The 19182-nt window shown below is 51.3% G+C and carries 15 protein-coding genes; 7 read left to right on the top strand and 8 right to left on the bottom strand.

The window, feature by feature from the left end:
* Window positions 1-126: 126 nt before the first annotated feature.
* The 6 genes from FJM74_RS17320 to nirB all read right to left on the bottom strand — a co-directional run bounded on the left by FJM74_RS17320 (window position 127) and on the right by nirB (window position 10936).
* On the bottom strand, window positions 127-3648 hold the full coding sequence (locus tag FJM74_RS17320; RefSeq protein ID WP_187263898.1) for a nitrate reductase: 3522 nt from the start codon (window positions 3646-3648) through the stop codon (window positions 127-129).
* A gap of 411 nt (window positions 3649-4059) precedes the next feature.
* Window positions 4060-5418: an MFS transporter gene (locus FJM74_RS17315; protein ID WP_187263897.1), complete on the bottom strand. Its 1359-nt coding sequence runs from the start codon at window positions 5416-5418 to the stop codon at window positions 4060-4062.
* Between the two features lie 226 nt (window positions 5419-5644).
* Window positions 5645-6874: a molybdopterin molybdotransferase MoeA gene (locus FJM74_RS17310; RefSeq protein WP_187263896.1), complete on the bottom strand. Its 1230-nt coding sequence runs from the start codon at window positions 6872-6874 to the stop codon at window positions 5645-5647.
* Complete coding sequence (moaCB, locus tag FJM74_RS17305; RefSeq protein ID WP_187263895.1) at window positions 6874-7824, bottom strand: bifunctional molybdenum cofactor biosynthesis protein MoaC/MoaB; 951 nt, start codon at window positions 7822-7824, stop codon at window positions 6874-6876. The genes FJM74_RS17310 and moaCB overlap by 1 nt, the downstream gene beginning before the upstream one ends.
* 63 nt (window positions 7825-7887) lie before the next feature.
* A complete protein-coding gene (nirD, locus tag FJM74_RS17300) occupies window positions 7888-8244 on the bottom strand; it encodes a nitrite reductase small subunit NirD (protein WP_187263894.1) in 357 nt (118 codons plus the stop codon).
* 187 nt (window positions 8245-8431) lie between these two features.
* Entirely contained in the window at window positions 8432-10936 is a 2505-nt protein-coding gene (gene nirB, locus FJM74_RS17295) for a nitrite reductase large subunit NirB (protein WP_187263893.1), read from the bottom strand.
* Window positions 10937-11940: 1004 nt separating this feature from the next.
* Here nirB and cobA point away from each other — a divergent pair.
* Window positions 11941-12675 (top strand): uroporphyrinogen-III C-methyltransferase, encoded by a 735-nt coding sequence (gene cobA, locus FJM74_RS17290; protein WP_187263892.1) that lies wholly within the window; start codon window positions 11941-11943, stop codon window positions 12673-12675.
* 291 nt (window positions 12676-12966) lie between these two features.
* Here cobA and FJM74_RS17285 read toward each other — a convergent pair whose 3' ends face one another.
* Complete coding sequence (locus FJM74_RS17285) at window positions 12967-13434, bottom strand: DUF4136 domain-containing protein (protein ID WP_317175579.1); 468 nt, start codon at window positions 13432-13434, stop codon at window positions 12967-12969.
* 396 nt (window positions 13435-13830) lie between these two features.
* Here FJM74_RS17285 and FJM74_RS17280 point away from each other — a divergent pair, with 396 nt between their 5' ends.
* Genes FJM74_RS17280 through FJM74_RS17260 form a run of 5 tightly spaced genes read left to right on the top strand, consistent with a single transcriptional unit; the run spans window position 13831 to window position 17928 of the window.
* A complete protein-coding gene (locus FJM74_RS17280) occupies window positions 13831-14709 on the top strand; it encodes an STAS domain-containing protein (protein WP_187263964.1) in 879 nt (292 codons plus the stop codon).
* Between the two features lie 4 nt (window positions 14710-14713).
* A complete protein-coding gene (locus tag FJM74_RS17275; RefSeq protein ID WP_187263891.1) occupies window positions 14714-15124 on the top strand; it encodes an STAS domain-containing protein in 411 nt (136 codons plus the stop codon).
* Window positions 15125-15129: 5 nt separating this feature from the next.
* A complete protein-coding gene (locus FJM74_RS17270; RefSeq protein WP_187263963.1) occupies window positions 15130-15534 on the top strand; it encodes an anti-sigma regulatory factor in 405 nt (134 codons plus the stop codon).
* Complete coding sequence (locus tag FJM74_RS17265) at window positions 15524-16558, top strand: ATP-binding protein (protein ID WP_187263890.1); 1035 nt, start codon at window positions 15524-15526, stop codon at window positions 16556-16558. Before FJM74_RS17270 ends, FJM74_RS17265 begins: the two co-directional genes overlap by 11 nt.
* Before the next feature lie 5 nt (window positions 16559-16563).
* A complete protein-coding gene (locus FJM74_RS17260) occupies window positions 16564-17928 on the top strand; it encodes a sensor histidine kinase (RefSeq protein ID WP_187263889.1) in 1365 nt (454 codons plus the stop codon).
* A 49-nt stretch (window positions 17929-17977) separates the two neighbouring features.
* Here FJM74_RS17260 and FJM74_RS17255 read toward each other — a convergent pair whose 3' ends face one another.
* Window positions 17978-18418 (bottom strand): response regulator, encoded by a 441-nt coding sequence (locus tag FJM74_RS17255; RefSeq protein WP_187263888.1) that lies wholly within the window; start codon window positions 18416-18418, stop codon window positions 17978-17980.
* Window positions 18419-18877: 459 nt separating this feature from the next.
* On the opposite strand from FJM74_RS17255, the gene FJM74_RS17250 reads away from it, so the two are divergent.
* Window positions 18878-19177, top strand: coding sequence for a sll1863 family stress response protein (locus FJM74_RS17250; RefSeq protein ID WP_187263887.1), 300 nt, complete (start codon window positions 18878-18880; stop codon window positions 19175-19177).
* Window positions 19178-19182 lie beyond the last annotated feature (5 nt).

Here is a 19182-nt window from a genome sequence, read left to right as displayed (position 1 = left end):
GCATTTTGGTTGATAGAAGCATACTGTAGATTCTGATTAAGATGAATTTTTCTAATGAAAAAGGTCCTCTGGAGGCTTTTGCTGCTGTTGCTGCTGCTGCTGCTGCTGCGAGGTCATTGCGATAAATTACACCAACACCTGGCTTTCCACTACCTCCAGCTTCAGTTGCTCGTCCATAATCGCTTTTACCTCTGGGCGGCAGGAGCCGCAGCCTGTGCCGGCACCGGTGGTGGCGCAGAGTTCTTTAAAGTCGGTGCAGCCTGCTGCTATTTTGTTGCGGATGTTGTCGCTGCCCACATTGTTGCAGCTGCACACCAGTTTGCCCAGCACCGGCTCCGCTTTGCTACCACTGCGCAGGAGTTGCAGGCGTTTTTCGCTCAGTTCTATCTTGTTCGAAATCAGCTCCCGGAACTCCTGGAACTCGCTTTTGTCGCCGATCAGGATGGTGCCCACGAGGCGGTCCTGGTGGATGATGCATTTTTTGTAGTAGCGCTTCGCTTTGTCGATGAACACAATCTCTTCATAGTCATCGCTGGGGCACTCGGGCAGGCCGATGCTACAAAGGTCGAAGCTATGAATTTTGATGATGTTCATGAAGGTGCTGCCCTGGTAGAAGCTGGCTATGTCGCCATTCAGGTACTGCGCCACCACCTCGGCCTGCTGTTCGGCTGCGGCTGTGATGCCATACAAAGTGCCTTCGAACTCGGCAATCTCTCCGATGGCAAAAATATTGGGGTCGCTGGTCTGCAGGCGCTCGTTCACCAGCACGCCGCGCTTGCAGTCGAGGCCGCAGTCGCGGGCTAGCTCCAGGTTCGGCACGGTGCCAATGGCAATGATCATGGCATCACAATCGATGCGGCGACCGCTTTTCAATCCCACGCCCGTCAGTTTGGAGCGGCCGTAGTAGAGCTGCACCTCGTCGTTGTAATAAATGTCGCAGCCCTGGTCCACCATCTCCTCGTGCAGCAGCTGGCTCCCGAGCGGGTCCAACTGGCGGTCGAGGAAACGGGATACCCGCTGAATGATGGTAATTTTCACGCCTATCTCCCGCAGCGACGCCGCCATTTCCAGCCCGAGCAAGCCACCGCCCACGATTACCACGTGGCCGTCTTTTGGCACATGGTTCTTGAAGTTGTCGGCATCGGTACGGCTGCGCATGGTAAAGATGCCCGGCAGGCTTGGCACCTGTTTGGGCAAAGCTGACCGGCTCCCAGTGGCCATCAGCAGCACATCGTAGTCTTTGCGGTTGCCCCTGGAGTCGATTACATATTTCTCTTCGCGGTTCACCTTTTCCACGCTAACCCCACGCAGCAGTGAAATGTTGTAAGCTGGCTCTTCGGCATCTTTCATTTTCACGAGCTGCTCCCACTGCTGCTGCCCACTGATGTAGTCGGGCAGCATGACGCGGTTGTAGAACGGAAAATCCTCCTTACTGTAGATCGTGATCTCATCATCCGGGTTGATCTCGCGGTACGATTTCACAAACCCAAAGGCTCCTGCCCCGGCTCCTACCACCACAATGCGCTGGAAAGGCTTTTTGTATTTCGCCACATGCACGGCACAGAACTTAAAGTCCGGCTCTTTGGAGATCGGGTCCAGCACATCGTTGGTCACGTTGTTGGCGCGGTTCAGGTCGTTGCCCAGGATCTTGCCCCAGTGCATCGGCAGAAACACCACGCCTGGCTTTATGTTGCCCGACAGTTTGGCTTTTACCCGCACCTCACCCCTTCTGGAGCTAACCACCACCACATCGTTCTCAGCAATTTTGAGCCTGTCGGCATCGGCGGGATGTATTTCGAGGAAGGCCTGCGAGATGTGCTTCCTGAGCTTGTTCACTTTGCCGGTTTTGCTCATGGTGTGCCATTGGTCTCGTATGCGGCCTGTGGTGAGAATGAGCGGAAAATCCTCGTCCGGTACTTCGCTTCGGAAAGCTACCGGCACCGGATGAATCCGGGCTTTGGCAGATGGCGTGTAAAATATATTATCAGTAAACAGACGAGGTGTTCCCTCTCCTGTCTCACCGAATTTGTAAGGCCACTGCACACTGCGCTTTTGCTGCAGCAGCTCATAGCTCAGCCCGGTAATGTCTATGTTGGTGCCGGCTGTTAGCTCCGCATGCTCCTGGTAAATCTCGGCGGCGTTTTTAAAGTCGAATCCCCGGAAGCCCATTTTTTGCGCAAACCGGCAGATGATCTCTGCATCCGGCAATGCTTCGCCGGGAGCATCCACTACCTTCGCCAAATGGCTGATGCGGCGCTCGGAGTTGGTCATGGTGCCTTCTTTCTCTGCCCAGCCGGCAGCCGGCAGCACCACATCCGCATATTTCAGGGTTTCGGGTTTGTTGCTGATGTCCTGCACCACCACGAATTTCGCCTTTTTCAGGCCTTCTTCTGCCAATCGTGCGTTGGGCAAGCTGGTGAGGGGGTTGGTGCACAGAATCCAGATGGCCTTCAGGCGGCCGTCGTGCAGGGCATCGAACATTTCGGTGGCGGTGAGGCCGGGTTTTTCTGAGATCAAGGTGCCACCCCAGAATTTCTGCACCTCCTCGCGGTGTGCCGGGTCGCTGAGGTTGCGGTGCGCCGCCAGCAGGTTCGACAAGCCGCCCACCTCACGTCCTCCCATGGCATTGGGCTGCCCTGTAAGTGAAAATGGTCCGGCACCGGGTTTGCCGATTTGACCTGTAATCAGGTTGAGGTTGAGCAGGCTCAGGTTTTTGTCTACGCCCACGGCACTTTGGTTCAGGCCCATCGTCCACATCGAGATAAAGCCTTTGGCTCCGCCTATGTAGGTGGCAGCCAGCCGGATTTCTTCTTCACGCACACCACACATTTCTGCCGCTTCTGCCAGAGAACGCTCAAACACAATTTCTTTATACGCCTCGAAACCCTCGGCATGGTTCTGAATAAAGTCGAGATCGATGTCGCCGTTCTCGATCAGCACACGACTGATGGCGTGGTTCAACACCACGTCGGTGCCCGGGTTCAGCTGCAGGTGCAGATCCGCAATAGCCGCACTATCTGTAACGCGGGGGTCTACCACAATGATCTTTACGCCAGGGTTAGCGGCTTTGTGCGCTTCGACCCTTCTCCATAGAATCGGGTGGCACCAGGCGGGGTTGGCACCGGTCACATAAAAGCAGTCGGCCAGTTCAATATCCTCGTAGCTGATGGGCACACTGTCTTCGCCGAGGGCCATTTTGTAGCCCACCACCGCGCTGCTCATGCAAAGCCTGGAGTTGGTATCGATGTTATTGCTGCCGATAAAACCTTTGATCAGCTTGTTTACCACATAGTACTCCTCGGTAAGGCACTGCCCCGAGGCATAAAAAGCGACTGACTCTGGTCCGTATTTCTGAATAAAGGTTTTGAAAACGGCGGCCGTGCGCTGCAAGGCTTCGTCCCAGCTGACGCGGTGCATAGGCATGCTTTTGTTGTAGCGCATCTGCGGGTACAACAGGCGGTCGCTCTTATCGTTTACGGTGTACTGCAGGTTCAGGCCTTTGCTGCACAGCATCCCTTTATTTACAGGATATTCAGCGTCGCCTTCTACGGTAACTGTTCCGCTTTTGTCTTTCGAAACCGTTACGCCACAACCAACACCACAATAGCAGCAGGTACTGGCAAATTTATCCTTATGTTGTCTGGTCATCGTTTTGTCTGAACCTTGGTTTTAACTAATCTATGCTTGGGGTGAACACACTTTCCTTCTGGACTTGTGCGAGGCTTTGGTTAACAGGCAGAAACTGCTACTTCTGCGTTGCTAACAAAACGCTCGCAGGAGCTGCGCACGCTGCGAGGCTTCAGGTTTGCATCCGTTGTAATCCTTGGCAAAAAATCGGCAAAATCGCTCCGGAAGGCTATTTTCATTAGAAGAATTGCTTGTTGATTGTCCAATTATAGCCTGAAGACCTCGCAGCGTGCGCAGCTCCTGCGAGTGTCTGGAAGAAGCAGGAGGAGCGTGTGCCTCACACAGAATCTTGTGTCTGACGTCATGTGTCTTGCGGCCTGTTTTTGCCTCCGGAGGGCCTTTTTCATTCGAATAATTACCAGTCAGACCTGCTTATCTCGCTTCTTCCAATTCGTAGGCTGGAACAGCTTGTCCGTTTTTCTCGGCCAGCAGCTGGTGCATTTCGTCACGGGCTTCCTGCTCCATGGCCGGCGAGAAGCGGATCAGCAGGGCAAGTACCGATGTGCCCGCCACAACCAAACCAATCAGGAACAGCGCCTCGGGGTACGAGAGGTTATCCACCTTAAACAGAAAACCTGCCGCCACCGCACCGGCATTGCCACCGGCTCCTACTATACCCGACACAGCGCCCATGGCTTTTTTGTTAATGAAAGGCACCACCGAGAAGGTGGCGCCTTCTGCCATCTGCACAAAAAGGCTGAACACGATCATTACGATAATAGAGAGCGGCAGCACCGTCATCTGTGAAAAAGCAATCAAGGCAAGTCCTTCAATAAAGACAACAGCACCCAGGAACCACACTCTGCCGCTCAATCCGTAGCGGATACCGGCTCTGTCGCCGAAGAATCCTCCGAGGGTACGGGCAAAGATGTTCATCAATCCGAACAGGCCTGCTATCAGTCCGGCTGTTCCCAGGTCCAGCTCAAAAAAGTCGTGGTAGTAAATGGCGGCGATGTTGTTAATTGTTAATTCAATACCGAAGCAGGCGCCATAGAGCACAAACAGTACCCACACACGGTAATCGGCAGCAGCTTTCCAGAAGGAAACAGTGTCTTTCTTCTTTTTGGCGGCCGCAATATCCGACAGGTCGGAGATGTTGCCTGCCGGAGAATCTTTGGTGAGCTTGAAGTAAAGGATACCGCAGATAACCATGGCTACACCAGGTACCACCATGGCGTAGCGCCAGGCATCTGAGGCAACGAACCCAAGCCCTACAAAGCCTGCGAAAATGAGCGGCATCACCATCTGCGTCACGCCTCCGCCCAGGTTACCCCAGCCTGCCGTGGTGGCATTGGCAGTTCCAACTACATTTGGAGCAAACATAACGGTGGTATGGTACTGGGTAATCACAAAAGAGGCTCCGATTACACCTATTGCCAACCTGAAAAGCAGGAAAGACTCGTAGCTGTTGCTGAACCCGATACACATCACCGGAATAGCACCCAGAATAAGCAGGGCGGTATAGCTGATTCGCGGTCCGATCTTATCGCATAACCAACCGATGAGCAGCCGGGCAATAACGGTAATGGCCACCGAAGAGATGATGATGTTGCCAATCTGATCCTTGGTCAGATCCAGCTCGTCGCGAACTATTGCCATTAAGGGCGCAATGCCAAACCAGCCGAAGAAGCACAGGAAAAACGCCAGCCACGACAGGTGGAACGTGCGCATCTGAATTGTCTTCAGGCTAAACAGGTTTATGGAGGTTGCTTTTTTGTGTGATGCCTTCATTTTTGAGATGTTAGATATTAGATTTTAGATGCTAGACCTTGAATGAAATAATCATAGCTGGTTCAGCTGACGCTGGTGCGAGCTTGTAGCTCGCACCGCTACTTTTCAGCAAAACTTTGGAAGTACGAGCTACAAGCTCGCACCAGCGATTTCTATTTTTGTTTCTTTCTCTTCCATCCTCTCCACAAGCAGCGCTGAAGGCTAAGGCTGCTGTGGCAACCTTAGCTTACAGCAGGCTATTGCTGAAGGATATGAATTCGATGTGATTCCCCTGCCCGAGCACCTGTTGCTCCGCCGGATGAACTCCCAGACCATGGGCCATGAGCCCCGCCCGTATGTCGCCGGAACCGTTGAACGTGAGCGGCTGCAGCGCAGCAGTCGCTTTATCGAGCTTCGCGGCGAAGAACTCTGTGAGCTTGTGCTTCTTGGTGCGTGGCTCCAGCAGTTTGTATTTATAAACTGATCCAGCGTCGAAGCCGAAACAGTTGTAGAGATAATATTCGATGAACAGGGTGAAGGTAACAAGGCAGGAGAACGGGTTTCCGGGCAACGCGAACACCATTCCTCCGCCTGGCAATTTTCCGCAGAAAACAGGCTTCCCAGGCCTGATGGCTACCTTGTGGAACAGCTTCTCCACACCCAACTCCTGCAGCACCTGCGGCACATAATCGGCATCTCCGGCCGAGACACCGCCACTAATGATGATGATGTCATGCTTCAGTGCCCCTTGCAATGCCTGGTGCAGCGCCTCCTTCGTATCTGGAATATGCTGATACACATCCGGCTTTATGTTCCATTTCCGGAGCAGCGCCTGCAGCAAGTGTCTGTTACTGTTCCTGATCTGGATCGGTGAGACGGCTGCATTGATGGGTTTTACCTCATCTCCTGTGGTAAAAAGGGCGATGCGTGGCAGCTTCTCCACCAGCACGCGTGCCTGCCCCACAGCTGCAAGCGAGTTAATGACAGAAGGGTTAATCAGAATGGGCGCTGGCACCAGCACCTCCTCCTTTTGTATGTCTTCCCCTTGTTTTGCTATGTTCTGATAAGTGGCAACCGCAGCCATTAAAATCGTCACAGTGCCCTCTCCTTCGGTGGTGTCTTCTCTTCGGATAACTGCATCGGCCGAGGTCGGCACGGCAGCTCCTGTCATAATTTTATAGGCCGCTCCTGGCTGCAACTCCTGCTGGTGCGCCTGCCCCGCGAATATGGTTTCCTGTATCGGGTAGCTCCGCTGCCCCTGCTCCCAGTCTTCTGTTCTGATGGCAAAACCATCTACGGCCGAGCGGTTAAAGGGCGGATAATCGCGGTCGGCGCGTATGGCGGTGGCCAGTACTCTACCGTCTGCCTCATCAAGCGCCACCTGCTCCTGCCCAAACGACTTTGCTTGGGCCTTCACCAGCTGCTGCGCCTCTTCGAAAGGGATCAGCGCCGGGGCCTGATCTGCTTGCTGCGCCATCAGTGCCCGCCTCCCTTCATCATCTTGCGGGCATGGAACACGGCTGGCAAAATAGCTTCCAACGACTCTCTGGCTCCGTTTGTACTTCCGGGCAAGGTCACGACCAGGGTATTCCCGATGGCTCCGGCTACACCTCTACTCATCATGGCAAGCGGTGTGCGGAGCTGTCCGTGGGCCCGCATAGCCTCTGCGATGCCTGCTGCTTCGCGTTCCAGTATTTCCTCCACGGCAGCCACGGTATTGTCGCGCGGGCCGAGGCCGGTGCCCCCCGTAGTGAAGATAAAATGCACGTCTTCGGCCACCCAGGCTCTGATTTGCTGTTGTATCTGCTCCCGGTCGTCGGGCAGTATAGCGTAGTGTTTCACGTTGGCCTTTACCTCCTCCAATAGCTGCTTTATCAGCTTGCCGCTTGCGTCTTCGCGGGTGCCGGCGGCGGTAGAGTCGGAGCAGACGAGTACGGCGCAGGTAGGCGGCGTGGAAAAGAACTTTTTGCGGTCGCTTTTGCCGCCCTTCTTCTCCAGTAGCTTGATGTGTCCGATCTCAAGTTGCGTGTCCACCGGCTTGAGCATGTCGTAAATCTCGAGGGCTGCCACCGAAACGGCAGTGAGCATTTCCATTTCGATGCCGGTGCGCCCGATCGACTTGGCCTCACCCGTTATCACAATGCCAGAGCGCTGAAAAACAGCTTCGGGAAATTGCCCCCCGTGCTGTTCCTGCTGCAGAAACTCAAACTCTATCTGCATGCCGTCTATCCCAACGGGATGGCAGTGCGGTAACAGTTGCGGGGTGGCTTTGGCTCCTAAAAAGCCGGCAGCTCTGGCTACGTCGAACAGGTTCCCTTTGGGGAGTTGGTCGCTTTTGATGGTTTCAATGGTTTCGGGGGTGCAAAAGATCACGGCTACAGCCCGGGCTGTGCGAAGTGTGATTTGCTTGTGTGTGATGTCGCGCATGCAGATTTATTTATAGTTGAAGGCTTAAATAATCTGCTTTTTCCGGATAAAACAAGAAATTACTTATTCTATTCCGAGGTATACCATGCCTGCCTCCACTTTTACCGGATACGTTTTCAGCTGATATTCCTCCCCCGACAGGCATTCTCCAGAAATAAGCGAGAAGGCTTTTTTGTGGAACGGGCAGGCCACTTTCGGTTCGCAGGCATCGCCGGTGCTCCCGATCATGCCCCGCGACAGCACCATCTGCTGCTTGTGCGGGCAGAGGTTCTGCGTAGCATACCACTCGCCGCGGCGGGCGAAGTTGTAAATAGCGATCTGCTCGTCTTTGTATTTCACACAGGCGCCACCATTCTGCGGCACATCATCTGTTTTACAAATCATTACCCATTTTACGGCTTCTGCAACTTGAATTTCCATGGTTTTTGAATTTTGAATGAGTTAATAAGTGGATGAGTGAATTTTGGCAGCGGGTGCAGCAGCAGCTGTTCGCTGGTTAATTTCGCCCTCATCTATCTCGACTATTTAAATTTGAGTTTTTAGTTCAGCAGCAATTTTTCTAATGAAACTGGCCCTCCGGAGCCTTTTGTTATTGCCTCCTTCCTGGCTACCATTCTTTGGCTTTCACCTGCTCGCGCATGGTGTCGAACTGCACGTAAGGGTCTTTTTCTTCCGGTGCATTTACGAAGTGGTTGAACTGTTTTCTCAGCTCCGGATTCTGCACCACTTCTTTCCATTCGCAGTGGTAGTTGTTGATCAGGGCCTGCATTTCCTCTTCCAGCTGCTCGTTTATGCCCAGGCTGTCGTTGATGATCACATTTTTGAGGTAGCTGATGCCGCCTTCCATTTTGTTGAGCCAGGTGGCGGTACGGGTAAGCGGATCGGCTGTTTTGATGTAGAACATCAGGAACCGGTCGAGGTATTTCACGCAGGTTTCTTTGTCTACATCGGTGGCCAGCAGCAGCGCGTGCTGTGGCTTGGAGCCGCCGTTTCCGCATACAAACAGGTTCCAGCCTTTCTCGGTGGCTATAATTCCGAAGTCTTTCGACTGCGCCTCGGCACACTCTCTTATACAGCCACTTACGCCGCCTTTGAGTTTGTGCGGTGCCCGTATGCCTTTGTAGCGATCTTCTACCTCTATGGCAAACGACACGCTGTCGTGCAGGCCGAAGCGGCACCAGGTGCTGCCTACGCAGCTTTTAACAGTTCTAAGCGCTTTTCCGTAGGCGTGCCCGCTCTCAAAACCGGCATCAATCAGCTTCTCCCATATCGCCGGCAGGTCGCTTACGTGTGCCCCGAAAAGGTCGATGCGCTGGCCGCCGGTAATCTTCGTGTACAGCCCGTATTCTTTGGCCACCTGCCCGATCACGATCAGTTTATCCGGTGTTATTTCGCCTCCCGGAATGCGTGGAACCACCGAATAAGTACCACCTTTCTGGATGTTGGCCAGGTAGCGGTCGTTGCTGTCCTGGATGGTGTGCTGCTTCACGATCACATCGTTCCAGAGGCTGGCGAGCACGCTGGCCACTACCGGTTTGCACACTTCGCAGCCATCGCCTTTGCCGAAGGTGTCCAGCGCGTCGTCGTAGGTGCGGATGTTGTTGATCTTCATGAGGTCGAACAGCTCCTGCCGTGAATGATCGAAATGCTCGCACACCACATTTTTGATGTACTGGCCGTTTTCCTTCATCGTACCGGTGATCAGGTCTTTCACGAGTGGTACGCAACCACCGCAACCGGTGCCAGCCTTGTTGCATTTCTTCATGCCGTCCACAGAGGTTATGTTCTGCTCGTTTACGGCGGAACATATATCCCCTTTGGTCACGGCTTCGCAGGAACAGATCAGCGCATCGTCGGGCAGACTCATGACGCCGGCTCCCGAACTGGCTTCTCCTCCTCTGGCTCCCAGTATTAGGTCTTCGGGGTTTGGCGGCAGTACCAGTTTATTGTTAACCGTCTGGAGCAGCATGTTGTAAGCGTCTGCATCGCCTACCAGCACACCACCCAACAGGTATTTTCCGTCGTTGCTGATGTTGATGCGCTTGTAGATTCCTTTGTTAGCATCTTCGAACACGATAGATCGGCCATCGGGCTCGGCCACAAACGGATCGCCGAAGCTGGCCACATCCACACCGATCAGTTTCAGCTTGGTGCTCATGTCGAACCCGTAGAAGCCTTTATCGCCACTACAAAGCTGGTTTGCCACTACCTCGGCCATTTCATAACCAGGCGCTACCAGGCCATAGATTGTCCCTTCGTGCAGGGCGCACTCGCCTATCGCAAAAATACTGCTGTCGGAGGTCTGCATCTTCTCATTTACTACAATGCCACCCCGTGTGCCAACTTCCAGGCCAGCCAGTTTGGCCACCTCGTCGCGCGGGCGTATTCCGGCAGAGATCACGAGCATATCTACTTCCAATGAGGTTCCGTCGGCAAACTCCAGGGCATTAATTTTTCCGTTACCGGCTATATTAGCAGTGCTTTTGCTTAGGTGCATCTGCAGGCCCAAGGCTTCTAACTTGGCTTGCAGCGTTTTGCTACCAACCGAGTCGACCTGCCGGGGCATGAGCCGCGGCGCAAATTCAATGACATGCGTTTGCTCTATTCCGAGATCGATCAGCGCCTTTGCGGCCTCCAGGCCCAGCAACCCCCCTCCCATCACAGCACCTGTCCGGCAGTTACGGGCGTACTGCTGTATCAGCACCAGGTCCTCAATGGTTCGGTAAACAAACACGCCTTCTTTTTCCACACCAGGTATGCCCGGCACAAATGCGCCGGAGCCGGTAGCCAGCACCAGGTAATCGTAGGGCTGCACTTTGCCGCCAGAGGAGCGCACTGTTTTTCCGAGGCGGTCTATCTCTATGACCGGGTCGCCCAGGTGCAGCACAATGTCCTTCTCCTGGTACCAGCCTTCTGCAGACATCGCCAGGTCCTCAGCGGTCTTCCCGTTAAAGAATTCGCTCAAGTGCACCCTGTCGTAGGCACGACGGGGCTCCTCCCCAAAAACTATTATCCGAAAGTTTGCTGACTTTCCTACAAGTTTCTCGCAGAACTTATAGCCGACCATTCCATTTCCGATTACTACTACTGTGGGGATAGATTGCTGTGACATAAAAATCAATATTTATAAGTGTAAAAACTTTCCAAACCAGGCACCTGTTCTCTTGAAATAAACTAATTTCTATTTAAACTAACTTAAATTTTAACGTTTTTTCAATTATTTAGCTTAACATATACACAATTAGCAATTACAATTTACACTACTTAAAAACCACATACCTTATTAAACTAATAATTGTTATTATATTAAAATATACTAAATTTCCATTTGATGTGCCTCAGGAAGACTTAATATGTAATTATACTCATAAATTTATCTATTTCAAGACAATTTATAAACCCTATCATCAATAGGGTATCTTTTATAATATTTGCTAAATGTAAGCATGATCGTTTAAAAAACAATAGGGTGTATTTATTTTTTTTAAATATTTAACACCAACACCCCCTCTAATTCATGGGGCACTTGCTTAATTTTTATGTTTTTAATGATTATAACTTAACAAATAAGGAGTGAAATCAATAAATCGCTTATAAATATGGGCCTTATGAGTTTAAAGTGAGAAGGATCAGCCTTAATTCTTTTTTTTATCTTATTTTTACGAATCGCATATTTTACCTTAGACTGCGTCTTAGCTTATCGGAAATAGAACTAAAAAAAACAACTATCCTTAACCCCTCCTTAACGAAGGCGAGGAATTCAAATCGCTTTTTCTGTCATGGAGAATTCCAGAAAGTAAGGACATCGACTATATCTTGCGCTTATAGGTATCATCTTAGTTTCTGCCGAAGTGGCTTCTGCTTTTAGGGGGAGGAGTCTTTTTCTCATCTTCCAGATTTTGCTCCACTATACAGGATAGTGGAATAAAAAATGTGGTGGATGTAGGTGGTCGGGGGAAAGGCAACTACCTGGAAGGCCTTGCAATAGAAGGGATGAATGCTGGATGCAATGGAAGCCGGGAGCAGAATCAGTTAACTAGATGAGCAAAAAGTCGGCGAAAGGTTATAATATTGAGACTTCAAATCTCCTGTTTACAAAAAATCGTTAAGAGTAGTATGTCAGATAGCAAGATAACACCAGCGCTCTATGTGGTAGGAGCAGGCCCCGGAGACCCTGAGCTGATAACTGTAAAAGCGTACAAGATACTGCAACGCGCGGATGTGGTGCTGTACGACAACCTCGCCAACAAAGAATTGCTGGCTATTACCCGCGAGGACTGCGAAAAGATTTACGTTGGAAAGCACCCCTACGGCTCTTACACGCCACAGGAAAAAATACATGAATTAATACTGGAGAAGGCGCGCAGCAAAGGCACGGTAGTGAGGCTAAAAGGTGGTGACCCCTACATATTCGGAAGGGGCTTTGAGGAAGTCTTGTTTGCGAGGCAACATGGCCTTAACACCTATTATATACCGGGCATTACCAGCATGCAGGCCAGCGGACTCGAAGACATCCCGCTTACGCACCGGGCCGTGAGCGAAGGCATCTGGGCGATTACCGGCACCAAGAAAGATGGCTCCCTCTCTGATGACCTGCGCCTGGCCATGCAGAGCAATGCCACCGTGGTTATTTATATGGGCATGAAAAAAGCAGAAGAGATAGCAAATACCTATCAGGAAGCCGGAAGCGGGAACATACCGGTTGCGGTGGTGCAACATGCCTCGCTTCCACACAGAAAATCAGCAACGGGGCAGGTAAAAGATCTTCCGCAACTTATCCGGGAGAATCATCTTACGCATCCGGCCCTCATTATTATAGGATGGGTCGTGGGGCTGGAGCTAAATGCCTGACAACCGGCCAGGCCCCACCAATTATTCTAATGAAAAAGCCCCTCCGGAGGCTTATTTAGGGACGTAGGAAACAGGACGTAAGACACAGGACTTTCATAATTTGAGCGTGAGAAGTTATGAGTTAAGAATGATTTTATGTTTTCCTGCTCATCTTCAAATCACCAAATTCTCAAATCTCCAAAACAAAAAATTAACACATCAACAACAATCAACAACCAGCAATCAAATTATTCGAATGAAAACAGCCTTCCGGAGACCATGCTGGCTTCGGGCATGTGCCTTAGCCGGAACCTAAGGAATTCGCTTGACCAGCTTTTCTACCCCTGCAGTTATCCGCTCCCGGAGTTTTGAGGGGTCTTTGGGCACTACCGCTTCTGCCACTCCCTGCCACACCAGCTCATTCCGCCTGTTATGCACCAGATCCACAGAGAGAGTGCCTTCGTTGTAACGGCCGACCTCTACTTCCTGGCTCTTCCAGCTGTACCGGCGCTGGCCTATGTAAGTAGGCGGGTCTGTCAGGATGTTTGTTTCGCGGGTCTGCACCTCCTCCTCTATCACTACCCCCAGGTTAATGCGCAGATCCGGGTTCTCGTCGGCCTGCCGCAGGCCGCGCCGCTCGAGTTCCCGGATCATCTCGGTTCTGATAAAATCCATCTGCTGCCCGTACGCCCGAAGTGCGTTGCCGGAGGCCTCCATCTCGTAGAAATTAAAAGTCTGGTAGTCCGACAGCCTGAAATTGCCGGCTGCATCTGCTTTCACGATCTTTATAGGAGAGCAGGCAGCTGCAAAAACAACCACGCAACACGCCATACAAAATATAAAATAGTCTGCCTTTTTCATTGCCTGTTACCTCTTTCCGTTTAGCCGATCCGGACACAGCTGCCGCTCGCCGCAACCGGTTACGTATACGACCTTAGCCAACCATCAGTTCCTGGAGAGCTTAGCTGGCATTTGGAATCTGCAGAACATACTCTTCCCGCACCTCGTAAACAATCGCTCCTTTACCTGCTCTTCGGGAACAGGATCATCATCAACCAGCTGCCATCTCCGGGAAAAAGCCATAATTAACGGCTATCGGGGAGGTACAGTAGGTAGTGAATCGATATTAACTTATATTTGACTGACAAGAAAAAAAACACCTTCGTAGGCCAATTTATGGATACCAACTCAACTGCAAGACTGCTGCTCAAGAAAAAACAGGACATCCTGGTTAACTGGATGCAAAATCAATTACTTGATGATACTCTTCGGGATGACCTTCTCTCTAACGAGGAACTTAACAAGCAATCAGAAGAGTTTTTGGATGGCTTACTGAAGGCTACCTCCGATGGTAACTTCGAAAACATTTACACGCCGGAATTTGAGCAGACGCTCGATGTGCTGGGCGATATCTCTATAACCCGTGCCCGCCAGGGCTTCTCCCCACGCGAAACTAATTTATATGTGCTGAGCCTGAAGCAGGCCCTGACAGATGTGCTGGAGCAGGAGCATCAGAACGACCCCAGGCTACTCTACCAGGAGGTGGTATTGATCAATAAGCTGCTTGATAGCCTGAGCCTGGCCACGTTCGAGACTTACCTGAAAGGCCGCGAAGAAGTTATTCTGAGGCAAACCGACGAGATAAACGAAATTTCCACACCCGTGATCCGGGTTTGGGACGGTATTCTGGCCCTTCCCATTATCGGCACGCTGGACAGCTCCCGCACCCAAATCGTGATGGAGAACCTGCTGCAGGAAATTGTGAACACCGGCAGCAGCATTGCCATTCTCGACATTTCAGGGGTTCCGGCTGTAGACTCGCTGGTGGCACAACACCTTATTAAAACCGTGAGTGCCACCCGCCTGATGGGCGCAGAGTGCATTATCAGTGGCATCAGAGCCGAAATAGCCCAGACAATTGTGCACCTGGGCATAGACCTTTCCAATATCCGAACCAAGGCCACCCTGGCCAGTGCCCTGCAGATCGCGTTTGAGATGCTGAACCTGCAAGTAAGAAAAACCGGACAGGCCGGCAACACAAAACTGCTAAGGTAATACCATGGATAGAATACCGATTTTAAAGATGGGGCCGTTCCTGTTGGTTACCATACAGGTAGATCTTTACGACAGGCTGGCACTGAACCTCGAAAACGACCTCATTACAATGGTCAGTAAAACCGGGGCCAGAGGAGTACTGATTGACATTTCGGCTGTGACCATCGTAGACTCCTTTATGGGCCGCATTCTGGGAAACATCGCCTCCATGTCGCGCATCATGGATGCCGAAACAGTGGTGGTGGGCATGCAACCAGCTGTAGCCATTACACTTGTGGAACTTGGATTAACCCTGCAGGGAGTACACACGGCGCTTAATGTGGAGCGCGGCATGGACCTGCTCTACCAGAAAACCGACATACTGCTGCACCAGGACGAAGAAGAGGAGGAAGCGCCAGAACAGGATCCGGAATGATTACGATGACCAAAGACATGATGGAAATCGTGCGGGAACAGGACGTGGTACCCTTCCGGAACCGGGTAAAAGAGCTTGCGACCAAAATAGGGATGAGCCTGGTGAACCAGACCAAGCTTATTACGGCGGCCAGTGAGCTGGTGCGCAACATGCTCAAATACGCAAACGGAGGCAGAGTAACCCTTGAAATAATTAGCAAAAACGGACAAACGGGCATAAGACTAACGTTTACAGACGAAGGTCCCGGCATACCGGACATACAACAGGCCATGCAGGATGGCTTCTCCACCGGAAAAAGCCTGGGGCTTGGGCTGCCCGGCACACGGCGTCTTGTAAATGAGTTTGATATAAAAAGCAAAGTTGGGCAGGGAACAGCCGTAACAGTTACACACTGGAAAAATGGACGGTAAACACCACCAGCGTTTTGCATTGCCAGACCGCAGCTATGCCAATATCGTAAAGCGTGATATTACCCGCATTGCCGAGAGCTATGGGTTCTCTCCTTCTGAAGTAGGAAAAATAAATATTGTGGTGTCAGAAATGGCCTCCAACCTGCAGAAACACACCACAGAGGGAGGCGAGATCCTGATAAGGTCCATCGGCAAGAGAGGAATAGAAATTCTTTGCCTCGACAAAGGACCAGGCATGGCCGAACCGCTGCGCATGCTGGAAGATGGCAGCTCCACAGCAGGAACAGCAGGAGAAGGCCTGGGAGCCATTAAAAGGCAGTCGCAGGAGTTCGACATGTATTCGCAGCCCGGTGCTGGCACTATCCTGCTTTCCAGAATCTACAAAGCACACCACGACCCAACTCCGCTTCCTAAAAGCCGCTTCGAAGTGGCCACCGTTATGGTTCCCAAACCCGGGGAGTATGCCTGTGGCGACGGTTTTGCAGTAATAGAGCAGGGAAACGATTGTTATCTGGTGGCTTTGGATGGCCTTGGCCATGGCATACCCGCTCAGCAAGCAAGTACCGAAGCGGCGGCGGCATTCGAAACATATTATAAACAAGACCCGGCTCAGGCACTGCGGCAAATACACGGCGCCATTCGCCGCACACGCGGCTCGGTCGGCACCATAGTACATCTGAATCTTGGCAGTAAGCAGATTAAATACTGCGGCATCGGCAATATAGCAGGTAAAATATTTACAGTCGAAGGCCCTGTCATGATGAACGGACCAAGCCGGAACATTATGGCTTATAATGGCATTTTAGGGCACAATATTCCATCATCTTTCAGCACACAATCCGACACCTGGCATCATTCCAAGGTCCTGGTGCTGCACTCCGACGGGATCAAATCCAGGTGGGACATCAGCCGGTACCCCAACCTGCACCGGCACGACGCCAGCATTATAGCTGCCTTACTATACAGAGACCATAGCCGCCAGACGGATGATACACTCGTGATGGTAGCCCGTTCTAAACCATAATCAGGATGACCAGCAGTATTATCAAAATAAATATATCGAACGAGTTGGATGTAGTGCTTGCCTATAACAGGGCCAAGCAATTATCTGAGCGCCTTGGCATCTCTATGAGTAGCCGTACCAAGTTCTCCACAGCTGTATCGGAGATATGCCGCAATGTGGTAGAGCATGCAGGGAGCGGGCAAATACAGTTTGGCCTTGTGGAAGACGCTGGCGTAAAATGGCTGGAAGCTGTTGTCTCGGATCATGGCCGTGGCATCGGGAACCTGGATGCGCTGCAGAAACAGGCAGATCTACAGGTGGGCGCCAAAGGAACAGGACTCAGCAACTCGCGTAAACTGGTCGACTTTTTTGATATTGAGACCGGATCTGAGAAAGGCACGAAGGTGACGCTGCGGCAGCGCCTGCCCTATAATGCCATGCATGTGTCGAGGGCCACTCTGGCAGGCTGGATTAAGGAGCTCGACCAGGAAAAAGTGTCGCCCTACGCCGAAATAAAACAACAGAACATGCAGCTGCTGGATCTGCTCGACAACCTGCGTGAACGCGATGAGGTGGCGCAGAAACAGCTCCGGGAGATCAGGCAACTGAACCAGCAACTGCAACAGTACAACACCAGTATCCAGGAGCTACTCCATGAGCGCGAAAGCCAGAACAAACTCCTGCACAAGATCAACAATGAGCTGGATGCTTTTGCCCACACCGTTTCGCACGACTTGCGGGCACCCCTTCAGAACATAAGAGGATTGTCGAGCGCCTTGGAAGACTGCCTGCACGCCAATAAGCTAGACGAAGCCAAGGAGATGTTTAAGATGCTGTATCTGCAAACCTCCAAGATGGATAACTTTATTACCAGTATTCTATCCTACTCGCTTGCCGGCCGCCAGAACATGCAGAAGGTTGAGACCGATGTGAGGGTGCTGATAGCAGACGTGGTGAGCCTGCTGGGCATTAAAAACTCCTTACAGCTGACCATACCGCCCAGGCTCCCTGTACTGCTTACCGAAAAAATATTTTTGCACCAGATCTTCAGCAACCTGCTTGGCAATGCTATTAAGTATCATGACCTGGCTGAACAGCCGCAGATAAAGATTGATTTTTTGCTGAAAGGCGACTGGATGGAATTTGTGGTGGCAGATAATGGCCCTGGTGTACCTGCTGCATCGCAAAGCAGTATATTTGAAATGTATGAGACGGCGAATTCAACGCATGTGAGCACCGGCATAGGGCTGGCCATTGTCAGAAAGATGGTACGAGGCAAAGGAGGCGATGTCTGGGTCGAATCGGATGGAAGGGGGGCACGCTTTATTTTCACATGGCCTGCCAGCGAACTGGTTACGGTTCTGCCCACAGAGGGCAGCGACCCTGGCTGATCTCAGACCTCCTTATGCAAGGTAGACAGACGGCATAGACCAGGAAACATCAGTTATTTCTATGTCTGAAGAACTCATCTAAGATTTCTTTGAGGTCGTGCCTGGTAAGGGCCTTGGAATAATGCTTTTTAACGCGTTTGAAATTCTTTATCCGCTCCAGATCATAGAAGCTGGCAGAGGAGGTCAGCATCATGATGATAACATGGTCGCTGGCATCGAGGCCCCTGCGCTGGTACTCTTCCAGAAAGGTGAACCCATCCATTACCGGCATTTTAATATCCAGAAAAATAAGGTCCGGGCATTTTTTATCCTCCACCACGCTGTTGTTGCAAGCTTCGCTGAGGTACTCAATAGCTTCTTTTCCGTTTTTTAAAACCATTATCTCCTTCGCCACCTGCATTTCGCTCAGGAGACGTTTGTTCAGGTAATTGGTAGTATCGTCGTCGTCCACTAACAGAACCAGATCGAGGGGAGGTTGAGATGCAGTCATCCAAAAAAAGTGTGTTCCTATATTATTATTGCGAATAAAACTTCAATTTCTCTAAAATAGCCTGACCTGCGGCTTAAGGCAGAGGTGGCTGACAGGTATACCCGGTATAGTACGAAAGTGGCGTTTTGTTTGACAAAGTTCGTATTTAATAATGGGTTTATCAACTTAAAACATTATTCTGATTTAGCTTGGAATAATATTCTGAAGTGCTAATCCCTAAGAATGATGATATTACTACCTTTCGCAGCATTTAGTTGCTCTACCCGCTAAAATTTAGCAATCCTTGTCAGAGTCCCGGCTGCTTTCCCGAGTTTATACGCCATTTAGGAAGCCCTCCGTTTTCCTTGCGCTGCCTGGTTGGCAGTTCATTTTATATATCCTTTTCCGGAAATTTTAAGTATTTAGGAAAAACAAGTCTCGCGGCAGGCTTAATTTTCTGGTACAGTTAAATAAGAACCAATGGATACATACAACATGAAACCTGAGAACATGCGTGCACCGGCTAACCTGAGCAGGGAAGACATTCAAAAAAGCTTAGACGAGCTCGATGGAAAAATCAAGGTCCTAAAAGGGCGGGCCCATGCTACCACAGCCGACTCGAACCACACCTACCATGAGCACATTGCCGCCCTGGAGGCCAAGCGAAGCCTGATAGCCCAAAAGCTCGACGACACTAGTGATGATTATCAGGAGAAGTGGCAGGACCTCCGCAAAGGAATTGACAACCTGAATAACGATATCGAAGGGTTTATGAAGTAACCACC

The organism is Pontibacter beigongshangensis (assembly GCF_014332515.1).
Lineage (GTDB): Bacteria > Bacteroidota > Bacteroidia > Cytophagales > Hymenobacteraceae > Pontibacter > Pontibacter beigongshangensis.
The sequence above is the reverse complement of the archived record's forward strand: the minus strand, read 5'-3'. Positions and strand labels throughout refer to the sequence as shown.